At 48.1% G+C, this 14,746-nt stretch carries 16 protein-coding genes; 10 read left to right on the top strand and 6 right to left on the bottom strand.

Translation table 11 applies throughout. The annotated features are described in order from the left end of the window. The first annotated feature begins 12 nt into the window (after positions 1 to 12). On the top strand, positions 13 to 330 hold the full coding sequence (locus TREBR_RS09610; RefSeq protein WP_013758983.1) for a metal-sensing transcriptional repressor: 318 nt from the start codon (positions 13 to 15) through the stop codon (positions 328 to 330). A gap of 58 nt (positions 331 to 388) precedes the next feature. Next, complete coding sequence (locus TREBR_RS09615; protein WP_013758984.1) at positions 389 to 586, top strand: heavy-metal-associated domain-containing protein; 198 nt, start codon at positions 389 to 391, stop codon at positions 584 to 586. A 117-nt stretch (positions 587 to 703) separates the two neighbouring features. Here the strand turns inward: TREBR_RS09615 and argC are convergent, their stop codons facing one another. The 3 genes from argC to TREBR_RS13765 all read right to left on the bottom strand — a co-directional run bounded on the left by argC (position 704) and on the right by TREBR_RS13765 (position 6,271). Further along, on the bottom strand, positions 704 to 1,774 hold the full coding sequence (argC, locus tag TREBR_RS09620) for an N-acetyl-gamma-glutamyl-phosphate reductase (protein ID WP_013758985.1): 1,071 nt from the start codon (positions 1,772 to 1,774) through the stop codon (positions 704 to 706). A 153-nt stretch (positions 1,775 to 1,927) separates the two neighbouring features. Continuing rightward, complete coding sequence (locus tag TREBR_RS09625) at positions 1,928 to 4,711, bottom strand: response regulator (protein ID WP_013758986.1); 2,784 nt, start codon at positions 4,709 to 4,711, stop codon at positions 1,928 to 1,930. A 375-nt stretch (positions 4,712 to 5,086) separates the two neighbouring features. Beyond that, on the bottom strand, positions 5,087 to 6,271 hold the full coding sequence (locus TREBR_RS13765; RefSeq protein ID WP_013758988.1) for an ARMT1-like domain-containing protein: 1,185 nt from the start codon (positions 6,269 to 6,271) through the stop codon (positions 5,087 to 5,089). Positions 6,272 to 6,484: 213 nt separating this feature from the next. Between TREBR_RS13765 and TREBR_RS09635 the strand changes: the two genes are divergently transcribed. Next, on the top strand, positions 6,485 to 7,708 hold the full coding sequence (locus tag TREBR_RS09635) for a vWA domain-containing protein (protein ID WP_013758989.1): 1,224 nt from the start codon (positions 6,485 to 6,487) through the stop codon (positions 7,706 to 7,708). Between the two features lie 95 nt (positions 7,709 to 7,803). Here the strand turns inward: TREBR_RS09635 and TREBR_RS13770 are convergent, their stop codons facing one another. Continuing rightward, positions 7,804 to 8,280, bottom strand: a complete 477-nt coding sequence (locus tag TREBR_RS13770; protein ID WP_013758990.1) for an outer membrane protein assembly factor BamD — start codon at positions 8,278 to 8,280, stop codon at positions 7,804 to 7,806. 109 nt (positions 8,281 to 8,389) lie between these two features. Beyond that, positions 8,390 to 8,710, bottom strand: coding sequence for a helix-turn-helix domain-containing protein (locus tag TREBR_RS14130; protein ID WP_013758991.1), 321 nt, complete (start codon positions 8,708 to 8,710; stop codon positions 8,390 to 8,392). A 91-nt stretch (positions 8,711 to 8,801) separates the two neighbouring features. Here TREBR_RS14130 and TREBR_RS14315 point away from each other — a divergent pair, with 91 nt between their 5' ends. Next, positions 8,802 to 8,960, top strand: a complete 159-nt coding sequence (locus TREBR_RS14315; RefSeq protein ID WP_156786648.1) for a hypothetical protein — start codon at positions 8,802 to 8,804, stop codon at positions 8,958 to 8,960. Between the two features lie 134 nt (positions 8,961 to 9,094). Here TREBR_RS14315 and TREBR_RS09650 read toward each other — a convergent pair whose 3' ends face one another. Continuing rightward, the gene (locus TREBR_RS09650) at positions 9,095 to 9,442 is read right to left on the bottom strand and encodes a helix-turn-helix domain-containing protein (protein WP_013758992.1); all 348 of its coding nucleotides are present in this window, start codon (positions 9,440 to 9,442) and stop codon (positions 9,095 to 9,097) included. 98 nt (positions 9,443 to 9,540) lie between these two features. On the opposite strand from TREBR_RS09650, the gene TREBR_RS09655 reads away from it, so the two are divergent. The 6 genes from TREBR_RS09655 (at position 9,541) to TREBR_RS09680 (ending at position 14,743) form a co-directional block, all read left to right on the top strand. Next, on the top strand, positions 9,541 to 10,266 hold the full coding sequence (locus TREBR_RS09655; RefSeq protein ID WP_013758993.1) for a hypothetical protein: 726 nt from the start codon (positions 9,541 to 9,543) through the stop codon (positions 10,264 to 10,266). Next, on the top strand, positions 10,263 to 10,850 hold the full coding sequence (locus TREBR_RS09660; protein WP_052296182.1) for an acyltransferase family protein: 588 nt from the start codon (positions 10,263 to 10,265) through the stop codon (positions 10,848 to 10,850). Before TREBR_RS09655 ends, TREBR_RS09660 begins: the two co-directional genes overlap by 4 nt. Positions 10,851 to 10,911: 61 nt before the next feature. Further along, positions 10,912 to 11,385 carry a hypothetical protein gene (locus TREBR_RS09665; protein WP_156786649.1) on the top strand — a complete coding sequence of 158 codons (474 nt, stop codon included), beginning with the start codon at positions 10,912 to 10,914 and terminating at the stop codon, positions 11,383 to 11,385. Next, complete coding sequence (locus TREBR_RS09670; protein ID WP_013758994.1) at positions 11,382 to 12,218, top strand: glycosyltransferase; 837 nt, start codon at positions 11,382 to 11,384, stop codon at positions 12,216 to 12,218. Before TREBR_RS09665 ends, TREBR_RS09670 begins: the two co-directional genes overlap by 4 nt. Beyond that, positions 12,218 to 13,204: a glycosyltransferase family 2 protein gene (locus TREBR_RS13780; protein WP_013758995.1), complete on the top strand. Its 987-nt coding sequence runs from the start codon at positions 12,218 to 12,220 to the stop codon at positions 13,202 to 13,204. Before TREBR_RS09670 ends, TREBR_RS13780 begins: the two co-directional genes overlap by 1 nt. A 54-nt stretch (positions 13,205 to 13,258) precedes the next feature. Next, positions 13,259 to 14,743 carry a lipopolysaccharide biosynthesis protein gene (locus TREBR_RS09680; protein ID WP_156786650.1) on the top strand — a complete coding sequence of 495 codons (1,485 nt, stop codon included), beginning with the start codon at positions 13,259 to 13,261 and terminating at the stop codon, positions 14,741 to 14,743. Positions 14,744 to 14,746: the final 3 nt, after the last annotated feature.

The following is a 14,746-nucleotide window of genomic DNA, read 5'->3' on the forward strand; positions in this document are numbered from 1 at the left end:
AGGATCACACTGATGGAAAACGCAACGGAATGTACGAAAGAATGCTGCACCTGCCGTAAAAAACACCGCGATACGGCGGAATTTACGGATCTGATCCATCGGCTCAGCCGTATTGAAGGCCAGATCAGGGGAATCCGCGGAATGGTGGAAAACGACAGTTACTGCGTGGATATTCTGACACAAGTTTCCGCCGCGCAATCGGCACTGAACGCGTTCAGCCGTGAACTGCTCGGCAACCATATCAAAACGTGCGTTGCCGACGATATCCGTTCCGGAAAAACCGAAACGGTAGATGAACTGGTAAAAACGCTGCAGAAACTGATGAAATGACGCCGCCAGAAACACGGCGGCCTGCGTAAAAAATTATAAGGTATTACAGGAGGTTTTCATGGTTACGTTACAAGTTCCCGACATGCACTGCGCGAAGTGCGTTGCCAGAATCAGCAAGGCGCTCGACGACGCCGGTCTTACGTATCGGGTATCGCTCGAAGATAAAACGGTCTCCATCGACGGGTGCGATAACTGCGTCCGGACGGCCGTACAGGAGCTTGACGATTTGGGCTTTTCCGCATCGGTTAAAAAATAACCGGCAGCAGAAAGACGTTTTCTCCGACAGAAAGACCGTTTCCGCCGACAGGAAAACGTTTCCGGCCCGCGGCGGGCAATTCAGCCTGCTGCGGGGCGGATTCTCATTCGCTGATCGCTAGAATGCGGCGGGAACCATATCGATTCCCGCCGTTTCGGCAAAACCGTACAGCAAGTTCATGTTCTGGACGGCCTGGCCGGACGCGCCTTTCAGCATATTGTCCAGCACGGACACGATCTGCAGCATTTTTCCGCCGTGCACGGCGTATACCTGCACGTCGCAGTAATTCGAGCCGCGGACGTTTTTAGTCGTCGGATTTTTTCCGGCCGGAAGAACGCGAACGAACGGTTCGTCCGTATAAAAATCGGCGTACATCGAGCGGATACGTTCGGTGTCGAGTTCCCGCACCAACGGCGCGTACACCGTACTGATAATGCCGCGGCTCATCGGCAGCAGATGCGGCGTAAAAACGACGCCGCACGGTTTTCCGGCAGCTTTTGCGCAATTGTGCGCGATTTCCGGCTGATGCCGGTGCGCGCCGACGGCGTACGCGGCCGCGGATTCACCGCATTCGCAGAAATGATTCGTCATGGACGCAGTGCGCCCGGCTCCGGTAACGCCGCTTTTGCTGTCTACGATAATCGGATCAGTTTCGATGATACCGGCTTTCAGTGCGGGAAGCAGTGCGAGCGTTGCGGACGTAACGTAACAGCCGGGATTGCCGATGATACGCGCACAGCGTATCCGTTCCCGGTTCATTTCGGGAAGTCCGTATACGGACTCCGCGTGAACGGCGGGATATTCCCATTCTTTTTTATACCATTGCGTAAAAGTCGCTTCGTCTTCATCAAAGCGGAAATCGGCGGACAAATCTATCAGTTTTTTGCCCGTTTTGACACAGCGGTCGGCGTATTGCTCGGCGATACCGTGCGGCAGCGCCGTGAACACGACGTCCGACGCCTCGACCACTTCATCCGCAGTTCCCAGCACGCCGGTCGTTTTTCCGCAAACCGCACCGTTTTTTGACGCGCACAAACCGTATAAATTGGGATAAATATCAGTAATAAGCTGACCTTCAAAACTGACGGAACTGATGTACAAAGCCTTTACGTCCGGATGCTGAAGCAAAAGCCTAACCAGCTCTACCCCTGCGTATCCGGTGGCGCCGATAATACCCGCAGAAATCATGACGAACCTCCATTCTCCGTTGAATTGTAGCCGAAAACGGCCGGATGGGCAAGAAGCCGCATTTATCGGAAAGCGTCCCGAAACGGCGACAGCACACGCAAAAGCCGGCGGTTCCGGCGACGGCGCGCGCACGATTCCGGACGCCGTTCCGCGTTACATTCCGGTCATGAACCGTATCCATTCGTTACGGTTCCGAACGCTGCATTTTTCATAAATATGCTGAATATGCGTCGCAACGGTGCTTACCGCTATACCCAAACGCTCCGCAATCTGCTTGTTGCTGTAATTATCGTACAGAAGTTCTCCGATTTCGATTTCACGGGGAGACAGATTCCGTTTTGCATATAACGCGGTGCGCGCCGTCTGCTGCGGCGCCATTTCCGGTCTGAAGTCGCCGCCGAACGGAGATCGTTCAGCACAGGCGTTCGTTTCCGCCGCTTCCGTAACCAGCTGCAAAACAGTCTGCGCATATTTTTTACGCACGCCGGCGCATACCGATAAAACGGCGCAGGCTTTCAGAAACAATTCGTCCGGCTCAATCGGTTTTACGACAAAATCGAGTACGCCGTCCGCAAGCAGTTCGTGCCGCGCGCGCGAATCGGATCCTTCGCACATCATAAGAAACGGAATGTGACTCAATTGACTGCTGCCACGGCACAGGCGGTACAACGTACCGCCGCTCATAACGGGCAACTGCATATCCGCTATAACGATATCGGGTACGGTTTTCTGCATTACTTCAAGCGCGCTTTGTCCGTGCCCTGCGGTAACCACGCGAGCGCTGTCGGCGAACAGGCCGGACAGCAGCCGAAGCAGCGCAACATCATCAGTAACCAATAAAACGGTACTTTTATGCAGAACCGGCAGCAGCGCGGCGGCCGGCTGAACCGTACCGCCCGGCGGACAAAACGGCCCGAATTCCGCAGAATCGCAAGAAAAACCGGAAACACAGGAATCGCCCCGCTCCGCAAAAACGCCGGCGGCGCAAGTCTGCAAGAAAAGGGACGCCGTAAAAACCGCGGTATAGCGGGTATAACGGGGAGACGTTCCGTTTCCCGATTCCGGCCGGCAGTCTGTCGAAAAAACGCCGCCGTAAAGCGCGCAGATACGGGAAACGAAGCCCTGTCCGACGTTCAGCACTTGTTCGTAAAAAGGCTGCGGCGGAACCGGCACACCGCTCGTAACGTGCACACGATATACGAGGTTTTCCGTATCGGGATCCCAATTCAGCTCCACCCGAACGGGGGCGTTTTCAGCGCCGTATGTTACCGCCGTATTGAATATGTTATAGCAGACCGTTTTCAGAAACAGCGGAAACGCATATACGGCTGCCCGGTCTCGGCAATCCGCGGAAAATTCCAAGCGTTTGCCGTGCAGTTCCAAATACGGCATAAAACTGTCGGAAATGTTTTTAAAAAGCGGTACGAACGCAACCGGAACACAGTTTTTCCGCATGACGGCAACACTGCGCTCCTGCTCGTCCAGCGTCTTTGCCAAAAACGCGGCGTCGGCCATTCTCGTACAGCCGTCCGCAAAAATCCGGACGAACGACGCAATCGTTTCCGGCATATAGCCGGCGTCGCCGAGCATATTCCGCAGCAGCGTAATCGGCGTCATCAGGTCCCGTGCAACTCCGGTCAAAATTGGAGCCAGCTGCGAATGTATGAGGCGAAATCGCTGCGCTTCAAGCTGCGGACGGACGGCGCAACAACCGATCACCGCGGTCAAAACGAACACCGCGTCGTAGCCGAAATAAAAATCGACCGCAGCGGCTGCTCTGAACGGCAGGGTGTACAAGCCGGCCGGCAGACACACGCAGTACGAACGGAACACGAACAGTGCGATCGGATAAAAACAAAGCGCCGCGGAAACGGCGCGGCGGCAGCCGATTTTTTTCAGCACGCCGTACACAGCGTACGCAAAACACACACTCGCAATCAGCCCGGCGGCGACATACGGAATTTTCATGTCCGCAGGCAGCAGGTACGATACGGCGACGCAAACCGTACATACGCAAAAAAAGACGAAGCGTCGCCGAGCCGGACGGCCGCGGTGTTCCGAATAATGTCCGAGGGCGGTACGGATAAAAATTGCCTGTACCGAAAAAAAGGCAGCTGCCAGAAAAACGAATCCGATACGCGCAAAAAAACGGGTATCCGCAAAAACGTTCCATAGATAAGCGGCGCCGAATCCTTTTTCCGCACATTGATACAGCGCGGAAAAGACGCTGAACAGACACAGATACGAAAACAGTTTTTCCCTTTTCACAAAGAAAAAAAACGCAAATCCGGCGGCGGCCGCGCACATGCCGCCCAACAGCAGCAATTGCAGCGATAAAAGTACCGACATCCGCGCGTAAAAAACGCTTACCGGATAAAAATCCCAAAATACGGCAAAGGGCCCGCCGCGTTCGATACGAACAAAAACCGTACCGCCCGAAAATTCCGGAGGAATTTCCAGCACGGTTCGCCATGATACGATACGTTTTTCATCGTTTGCCGCACGATATCCGGCGGAATCGAGCAGGACTAACTGCGCCGACGCGGAATCCGGCGAACGGCGATATGCGTATAAATCCGCACGCGCCACGATTCCCGGTCCCAAATAAACGACGAGCGGCTCCGTGCAGACAGCCGCGTCGGGCAAGTCCGCTGCAAGCCAATACGAACCGCCGCAATCAGGCACACCCCGCTCGGAGAACGCCGGTGGCAGCGCGTTTTCTTTCCGCAAAGAAGCGATCTGCGTTACGGTCAGCATTCCCGATTCATCGGCGTACCCGTACGCGGAATCTGCGCTCACGACCGTTCCGTGCTGAAAAACGGCCGAAAGCCGATCTGAGCAGCCGGTAAACAGGCCCATACCGCTCAAAACGCCGAATACGAGCAGAGAAAGCGTATGTATCTGTTTATGTAACCGTCCGCCGGATTGCATCTGCATTTACAACCGATTTATAAGAAAATCGGTTTCAATACCTGAAATACATCCGTTGTGCCGCTGAGTACCGGGCGTACTGCCGCCGGACAAATCGTTTCGCCGTTCCGTATGGAAACGCTCACGGCGGAGCTCCAAAGGGAGCATCTCTCCAAAAACATGCACTGCCTCCGAATTATTAAACGAGAAAAATGACTGTAGAAACCTATTAATTGTAATCTTCAATAAATGGATTAGAATATCGTTTAAATAATGATATTCAGATAGACTAAATAATGATATTTACGGAACATGATCCGAACCCGATTCATAAAACCGTTACGATTCACCGACTCGCCGATTCGTCCGTCGGCTCACCGAGTATAACACCGCCCCGCCCTATCAGCGGATGCGGAACGATATCTGATTCCGGCCAGCGCCTGCCGCCGGTATCGCGGCGGGAATCGAGCATTGAATCACACCGCAGTTCTTACCCGACGGCTCGTACGATTCTGAACCGCAGATAAAATCCGGTACGGAAACGGCAACCGCGGGACTGAGACCGGTTACGACTTCGGAACGCACGAGCCGGGACGCGGCTACCGGCAGCGTGTGCAAAACGCTGCGCAAAGCGAAGCTGTCCGTATGAGGCCACCTGATATCCTGCACCAACCGCCGGTAATTCGTGTCACCTTTTATTACCACCAAGGCACTTTCCGAAAAGTAACTGCACAGGCCGAACGGCATTTCATCGAACGTGCACGGCAAAATCCAAAAATCGGCGGTTCGGACGGAAATCTTTTTTCTTGCGATAAAATCCGCCAGCGTTTTATTGTTTCCGTCCGCCGTCAATTCGGCCGCGAGCCGGTAAAAATCGGCGACGGTAGCGTTCCGTTCCAAAAACGGATACGGTTTTACATGAAATACGACGCGCTCCGCAAGACCGAAGCACAGCAAAGTACACGCCAAATATATGTCGGCAAACAGTTCCGGCCCGCTGTCCGCACACACAATATCAATTCGCGCAGTCCGATCGTTCCGCCGCACGAGGTAATCGAGCGCCGCAGCCGATTCGTCGCACAGCAACACCGCGTTGCACTCCGTAAAAAAAAGATGCCACGCGTCAAACGCCGCATGACTGCCGCTCCCGGACGCAGCGGATAAACTGCCGTAAGTCCGCTTTAATAGAAATAACTCGTGTAAAATCCGGCGGAACGACTCTATCCGCCGGCAATAGGCAAGTTCTTTTTTTGCCGCAAAAAAATCGAACCGATTGCAGCCGTACTCGCGCAGTTCGAGCAGCAGATGGTGAAAATAAAATTCAGCAAGCAAAAACGGCGCTTTATGAAAAAAGACACCGAGCGGAAGCCCCGCATACGGCCTGAGTTTTGCTTCAAACAGCGCCTGCGATTCGGCGGTTAAAACGGTATGCTGAAACACGCCGGAAACGATCGTTTCACGAAGCAGACGTCCGTAATCACCGCCGCAGCATTCGCTGTAAATCAGCGGAAAACGGGTATCAACCGTTCTTCCGGCAAAAGAATCCGGTTCACTTGCGGACAACCTCCCGTAACAGGAAACACTCATAACACGCTCTCCTACTCTGCGGATATTTTTAAAATCTTATTACGAAAAACCGTTTCGCAGTATCGTTTAAATGATGATCCATACCATAGACAGACGGACGGAACACTTATAATATGGCGTATTTTTTACGGAATTTGACCTGTTCGGAAAACATATCGTATCGGCCCGATTCATCGTTAACGCTTTTCACGCAATATGCCGATATAAGAAAATATGAAAAGAGTCGAGTTCGCAATATGCGCGCTGCTGTTCGCAGGCTCAGCGGCAGTTTGTTCAGCCGGGGACCTGCACCTCGGAACGGAAGATCTCCGCATCGAGCGGGAAACGGATGTTCCAGCCGGAACGGCGCCGGGATTTCATCTTTATATCCGCAAAAAACCCGATATAAATTCCGTACTGCTGACTGAAACCACAAAAGATCCGACCGGAACGGAAGCGAACTACGCTTTTCGGGCAAAAACGCTGAATCCGATAAACGGAAACGAACTGCGTATGCTGAACGGAGCGCCGCTCACTTCCCAATACGCAAAATACAGCATCATCGACTCAACTCCGGAACCGGACGCGGAATTCGGGCAGGCGTTCCATTTATATATTCCGTCTGAAATCGAATTCGGCTATCCCTGGACTCGGAACGGAACCGTTAAAATTGCGCGCGGAACGTTTATCAACATACGCGCATTCGGCGCCCGATACGGAGACTATACGGACGGATTTGCCGATAATCCGTTTATGTTCGATTTGGGACAGCCCAAAAAGGCCGAAAACACACCGGCAGAAAAAACGGAAAATAAAGTCGTTTTAACTGAAAAATACAGTCCCGAAGCGGCCGCGTCTTTTTCCGATATCGCACGCTTTGCCGGCGGCAGTGTCACCTATTCGGACGGTCCGGAAACGATCGTCGACGACATTATGCGTTCGCTGGCCTCGATAAATCCCAAAGAAACGGTCGACGTCGTATTCGCACTGGATACGACCGGCAGCATGAAAGACGATATCCAGCAGCTGCGCAGCGAACTGATTCCGCAGCTCACCGAGACGCTCGCCGATTTCGGCAGTCTCAGACTCGGTCTGCTGTTATACCGGGATTACGGAGACAATTACCGCACGGACGGACTGCCGGTAAAATATTTTCCGTTCACGCAGGATATCGGGCAGTTCATGAAAGCACTCAATTCGTTTACGATATACGGAACCGAAGGCGGAGACGTTCCCGAAGCAGTGTACGAAGCGCTGTACGCCTCGATGGATTTTTATCCGTGGAATCCTGCAGCGCAGCGGAAAATCATTCTTATCGGCGACGCGGAAGCACATCCCGTTCCGCGCGGAACAAAAAAGTACACGCGCGAACTGGTTGAAGCGACGGCGCTCGCACGCGATATCGTGATCGACGCAGTCATTACGCCGGACGGAAAAACGGCCCGCGACAGAAAATAAAAAACGCTCCCTGCGCCGGATATTCGTCCGGTTTCGGGAGCGCACGATGCGTGCCGGCATTTATTTTATCCGGCGACGATTTATCCTAAAATATATTACTCGGCAGATTCAGCGGCGGCAGGCTCGGCAGCGACAGACTCGGTTGCCGACTGCTCGCTCTCCGGCGGCGCAGCTTTTTCAAGCATATGTTCCGGCGCTTTTGCCAAATCGATCAGTACCAGCTTTTTATACGCAGCAGACAAATAACCCGATTCGTCGCTCTCGTAATAAGAGAGGATCCGGTTCAGCATGGGAACCGCTTCTTCCCACTTACCCTGCTTGACTTTCAAATGCGCGATCTCGAATTCCGCCTCAACGAGCAGATTTATGTCGTTGCCGTACCGTTTGATGATCGTTTCATAATAAACTTCCGCAGCCTTGATGTTTCCCGCGTCAAAACTGGACTGCGCAAGCTGAACCAATTCTTCGGCGGAAAGATCTTCGGGAATCGTTTTGGGAACGGAATAACACCCGCCCATAACGGCCGCCGCACAAAGGCAAAATACCGTGATAAAAAAACGTGTCTGTTTCATGCGCAAAGTGTAGCACACGCGGCACGTCGTGGCAAGAGCGCACCGGGCGCGGACATCGTTCGCAGTGATGCGGATCTTTGGCCGCGTGTAACGCCGCGTATGCCGGAAGCTATGTGTTAGTTTCTGAAAGCGTTTCTTCTATTACTTTTATCATTTTGAGCGTCAGGCGTTTTTTGAGAGCAGCGAGTTCCTGCCTTGAAACGCCGGCGGAAGTATCGCTGTACTGAACAAAAAAGGATGCAGCGGGAACATCGAATAGTTCGCTGAGTTTTTCTATGAGATCAAGAGACATACCTCTCTGGCCTGATTCAATCATTGTCAGAAACGGAGCGGTTACACCGAGATTCTCTGCTACATATGCCTGAGTCCATCCGTACTCGCGCCGCAATCGCCGTATATTATCTCCTACAATTATTTTTAATTTTTCCATACTATAATTATAACTTTGAGTTGTTGTTGACTTTTACTTTATGTGATGTTATGATAACTTTAAGTTACTATTTGATAACATAAGAGAGAAAATGAATCTTTTGACACGTTACGCAATTCTTGCCGGCTCGTCCGCACAAGCGGGATTTCAGCAGAAATCACTTTGCAACATATACGATTTTCTCAAAAGTACCGCCGGCGGCACGGGAGTTTCAACCGAATGCGGCTCATTTCAAATTGACGGCACTTGAAGCGGCCGGCAAATAGTGCGGCGCTTTTTATCCGCACCGGGCGATCCTTGACGCCGCACCGGCGGAACGAAAGGGACACGTTACGTGTGACGGACTTTTTTGCCGGGACGCTTTCGCGTGAAATTTCATAAAACCTAAACCCGTTCTCTGTCAAGTGCGTTCTTTGCGGCGCGTGTAATTTCAAGAAGGATTCTGGATTGCCGCTCGTCGCTTGCCGAAAAAAGTTCATCGATTTCCGATAATTTTGAGGTGGCACGATCCCCGTTCAGAAGCAGATCTGCGGAAATCTGAAGTGCGTCGGCAATTTTAACAAAGACGCCGAGACTCAGTTTTGTTCCTCCCGTTTCGATGTGGCTCATGTGCGTAGTCGAAACGCCTACCGCATCCGCAAGCTCTTCCTGAGATATATTGCTTTCCCAACGATATTTTTTTATCCGCCTGCCTATAGCGGCATAATCAATTTCTTTGCCTATGCAATTCATTTCACTTGAATTATATAGGCAAGTATGATACATTTTAATAAACTATATAGGCAAACTTGCCTATATAGTTAAAATACAGATAAAGGATACGGAATCTTTTGACACGTTACGCAATTCTTGCCGGCTCGTCCGCACAAGCGGGATTTCAGCAGAAATCGCTTTGCAACATATACGATTTTCTCAAAAGTACCGCCGGCGGTTTTTGGTTTGACAGGGAGATTCTCATTCTGCCTGAAGGCGTCAGCGTTCCCCTGTTGAAATTCATTCTGCGGCGCGTTGCTGAAAGCGGAACCGATTTTCTTTTTCTGTATTTCTGCGGAAACCAAGCTGACGAGCGAACCCGCGGCGGCTTCACCGTCGGCGGCACGGAGATTAAGTACAATTATATAGAAGAAATATGTCCGCATCAGATTACGGTTTTCGACGCGTGCGCCGCGCTCATTCCGATGGATGATGACTGCGCGGCAGAATGTACCGCTGATTTTGCGGACAAACGACAGTCCGCGGCGGCTAGAATTTTAAGCGACGAAGCGTTTTGTTCGCTGAACGGCGGATTGCGGCTGAACGGCTGCGGAGACGGCGCCCAGCCAGTGCTGGGTGCGGACGGGAGCGGAGTATACACCGCGGCATTAGTGGAGGCGCTTTGTTCGGCTGACACGCTGCTCGACTTTACGGCAGCGGACAGAAACGCGCGCTTTGCGTGCGCCGTGGCACGGGAAATCGGAAATCATACGACACAGCCTGCCGGTTCGGAAAAATCCGGCGGAGTATCGAGCAAAATCAAACCGGCACGTTGCCGCAAATCGGAGAGCGTGCGGATATGAGCGGAAAGAGTATTCAAAATAAAAGACAATTTTTTGCAGTTTCCGATGTTCCGTGTGAAAATGCATTCCAGTTTCTTCGTTTTGCATGCTGCATGATAGTGATTTACGAACACGCAGTAATGCTAACGGAAAATCCTTTTCCTTGTCTGAACTTGCGCGGAATTGCGGTAAAGATATTTTTTATTCTAAGCGGATTCTGGGTAACGCGCTCTTTTTTGCAAAGTTCCACGATAAGCACTTATGCACTTAAACGGGTACGGAAAATCTTTCCTCAGTACGCGGCAACAGTCATTCTGTGTGCAGTACTGCTCTTCCCGTTTTCAAACCTCGGTATGCGCGAATATTTTTTGAATGCAGATTTTTTCAAGTATCTGGCGGCAAATCTTTTAACGCTCAATTTTCTTTGTCCGACGCTTCCCGGAGTTTTTGGGGGAATGATTTTGGACGGAAGCGTGAACGGTTCGCTTTGGACTATCAAAGTTGAAATCGGCTTTTATATTGCGCTGCCTTTCATTGTCTTTCTGATAAAAAAGATAATCAGTCTATCAAGCAATACGTCAGAAAGGTATGGGGGGGGGGCATAAACGTGCAACACTGCTTGTATTATGCATACTCTATACATTTTCCGCTTTATATGAGGTGCTTATGCCGCATATAACATCCCGGATGAATCTTCCTTCCGCCTTAAACAATCAACTGCCGGCATTTCTTTCATATTTTGCAAGCGGAATGGCGTTCGTGTTTTTCTGGAATGAACTTTTCTCTCGGCTTGCATATCTTGTACTTCCTTGTACGGCGATTCTTGTAGTGTGTTCTGCGGTATCCGTTCCGTTCGCGACGGCGTTCGCCGTTCCGTTCTGCCTCACGGTTACGGTTATGTTTTTTGCATTCACGTTAAAGCCGTTTTTTTCCGTGGGAAAGAACGCCGATTTTTCATACGGAATGTATCTCGTACATTATCCGCTTGTGATGTGTTTTACCGCCCTCGGACTTTTTGAACGTTTTTGGATATTCGCACTGTTCGCAGTTTTAGGCACATCATTTTTATGTGCATACCTGTTGGAAATTTTTCATAAAAAATGCATGGAACTTTGGAACAGCAAAGAGGTGCGGATATGAGCGGAAACAAATTAACGGCGTCGGTTGTCCTGTACGATACGCCGCACGCTCAGATTGAGTCGGTAATGAAATCGGTACTCGATTCAAGGCGTGTGGAACGGCTGTACATCATCGACAATTCTCCGAACGACAAGTGGCGTATTCTTGAAAAAAAGTATCCGTTTATCCGCTATATTCACAACGAGAATCTTGGATACGGCGCAAGCCATAATCTTGCCATGCAGGAAGCGATTGAGGACGGAAGCGTCTACCACGTCGTTTTGAACCCCGACATACGCTTTAATGCGGAAGTACTGCCTTTTCTTGTTGATTTTATGGAGCAAAATCATGATGCGGCGTACGTGCTTCCGAAAGTAATCTTTCCGGATGGAGAACTGCAATATCTGTGCAAGCTGCTTCCGACACCCGGTGATTTGATATTCCGCCGGTTCGTGCCGTCCGCAGGATTTCTCAAAAAATGGAAGGAACGCAAGGACGCGCGATACTGTCTCAAGAATTCCGGCTACCACTCTGTGATGAATCCGCCGTGCCTTTCCGGCTGCTTTATGTTTATGCGGCTTTCAGTCCTTGCGGAAAACGATATTTTCTTTGACGACCGCTTTTTTATGTACTTTGAGGATTTCGACTTAATCCGCCGCTTGCACCGTGTCGCAAAGACGCTGTACTGCCCTGACGTTTCAATCGTTCACGACCACGAGAAGGCTTCGTATAAAAACAAAAAAATGCTCGCCGCGCACATTAAAAGCGCCGTACGCTACTTCAACAAGTACGGCTGGTGGTTCGACCGCGAGCGGCGAGAGATGAATAAGCGGGTGTTGAGGGAGATAGAGTAATGAGTAAAAAGAATAAAAATTCACTTATAACAATCGTAGTTCCAATATATAATTCCGAATTGCATATTCATGATTGTATCACATCTATACAGTCCCAATCATACGATAATATTGAAATTATTCTTGTTGATGATGGTTCTCTGGATAAATGTCCAGAGATTTGTGATTTTTACGCTAATAAAGATTCAAGAATTCATGTAGTTCATAAAAACAACGAGGGATCATATCAGGCTCGAAAAACCGGTTTACAAAATGCATCGGGAGAATACATTGCATTTATTGATAGCGATGATTGGATCGCAGTAAACTATATAGAAGAGTTATATAGAACAATTAAGAATAGCGATGCTGATATAGCCAGTTGCGATGCGTTTTTTGTTCATGGCAAAAAAAAACGAGTGAAAAAAGAAGTTCCTGCAAAAACTGGATTAGATACAATTTATAAGATTCTCGAAGGCTCTCTCGATGGTTACACCTGGTTAAAGTTAATACGAACAAATCTTTTAAGGCAAAATAATTTTTTCGATATTGGTAAGATTTCTTTATGGGAAGATATCTTGTTTTCCTTAGAAGCATATTACTTTTCTAATAAAATAGCCTATGTTTCAAAGCCTCTATATTATTATCGCTTTAATTATCAATCATTATGTAATCAGTTTTCTATAAAGTCAGCAACAGATATAATCGGTATCGTATGTAATGTGGAACTTTTTTTAAAATCAAAAAAAATTTTCCATTTATTCGAGAAGAATTTTAATTTTTTAAAAGCTCGAGCAAAAACGCTCATTTTAATCCAAGTAAGAAAGATGGAACGTAAAAATTTTATTGGTTTATTTCCAGAATCAAACCAGTATATCTACTCTCTATTCACTATTCCTTTTTACAATCGCTTAGAAGCATATTGTTACTTAAATGGGCTGTCTTTTGTCGGGGATTTATTAAAAGTGTTAAAGAAATTTCTCCACAGGATGAGAGAGAAAATATAGATGTCCTCTATTACAAATAATCGCCTTATCTTAAAAAATACTCTCATGCTTTATATGCGGCAGATTCTTGTTCTTTTTGTCGGATTATATACTTCTCGTATAGTATTAAAAGCATTGGGTGTTGTTGATTTCGGCATATTCAACGTTGTGGCTGGAGTGGTTACAATGCTCGGATTTTTGAGTAATGCAATGACAACCGCATGTCAGAGGTATTTTTCTTTTGATATTGGTAAAGGAGATGAGCGGCATTTAAAGAATACCTATGATACTAGTTTTGTTATTTACTTGATAATGGCACTGTTCATCGTAGTCATTTGTGAAACGATAGGTTTATGGTTTGTAAATAACAGACTTGTTATTCCTGCAGAACGTTTGGCAGCAAGTCGTTGTGTTTTGCACCTTTCGCTGCTTACCTTCGTTATCACTATTATGTCAACACCGTTTACTGCAATCATCACTGCATATGAGGATATGTCAATTTATGCTTGGATGAGCATATTTGAATGTGCTTTGAAACTGACTCTTGTTTTTCTTATGGCTCATAATACTCGTTTTGACAATATGATTCTGTATGGTATTATTTTTGTTTTCGTAGCACTATGTAATTTTATAATATATCAAATTGTTTGTATAAAAAAATATGTTGTTTGCAAAATCCGTTTTTTCTGTGACTTTTCACTTATAAAAGAATTGCTTCAATATGTTGCATGGAATATGCTTACAGGTATTTCAGGTGCTTTATATAATCAGGGACTGAATATGGTTCTCAACATATTTTGCGGTCCTGTCGTGAATAGTGCAAGAGCGATTGCTTCTCAGGTGAACGGAGCTGTTACGACTTTTGCCGGTAGATTTTCTTCTGCTTTACAACCTCAGCTGATAAAAAATTATGCAGTAAAAGCTTATGATGATTTATATGCACAATTATGGCGCGGAATAAAACTTACTTATGCCCTTATGTTCGTATTTCTGTTACCGCTTAGTCTTGAAATCCTGTTTGTGCTGAAAATATGGCTGAGCACTTACCCGGATTATACACCGATCTTTACGGTATTAACTTTGATTGCGACATGTATAGAGGTTACGACTTATTCTTTAGACATACTTGCACAGGCGACAGGAAAAATCCGCTTGTACCAAAGTATTGTGAGTCTGCTTACTTTCTGCAATGTGCCGTTTTCAATTCTTGCCTTATATGCCGGTTTTCCTCCATATATAATCATATGTATTTATATCATTTGTCTATTTATCTCTATTCTTTTTCGTCTTTTTATGCTTCAAAAATTGGCAGCTAATTTTCTAATATCTACTTTCATAAAAAAGGTAGTTTTTCCTTTGGTGTTATTTACTTTACTATCCTTTCCAATTCCGTATGCAGTCCAGAAATTGATTGATATACAAATAGTTCAGTTTTTTTCAGTTGTCTGTGCGTCGGTGATTTGGGTCGGAGTTCTTGCTACCTTACTGTTACTAGAAAAAAATGAGCGGGAAAAATTGCTATTCCTTATAAAACAAAAAATATTCCCCAAAAGGAGCTAAGCC

The organism is Treponema brennaborense DSM 12168, assembly GCF_000212415.1.
GTDB lineage: Bacteria > Spirochaetota > Spirochaetia > Treponematales > Treponemataceae > Treponema_F > Treponema_F brennaborense.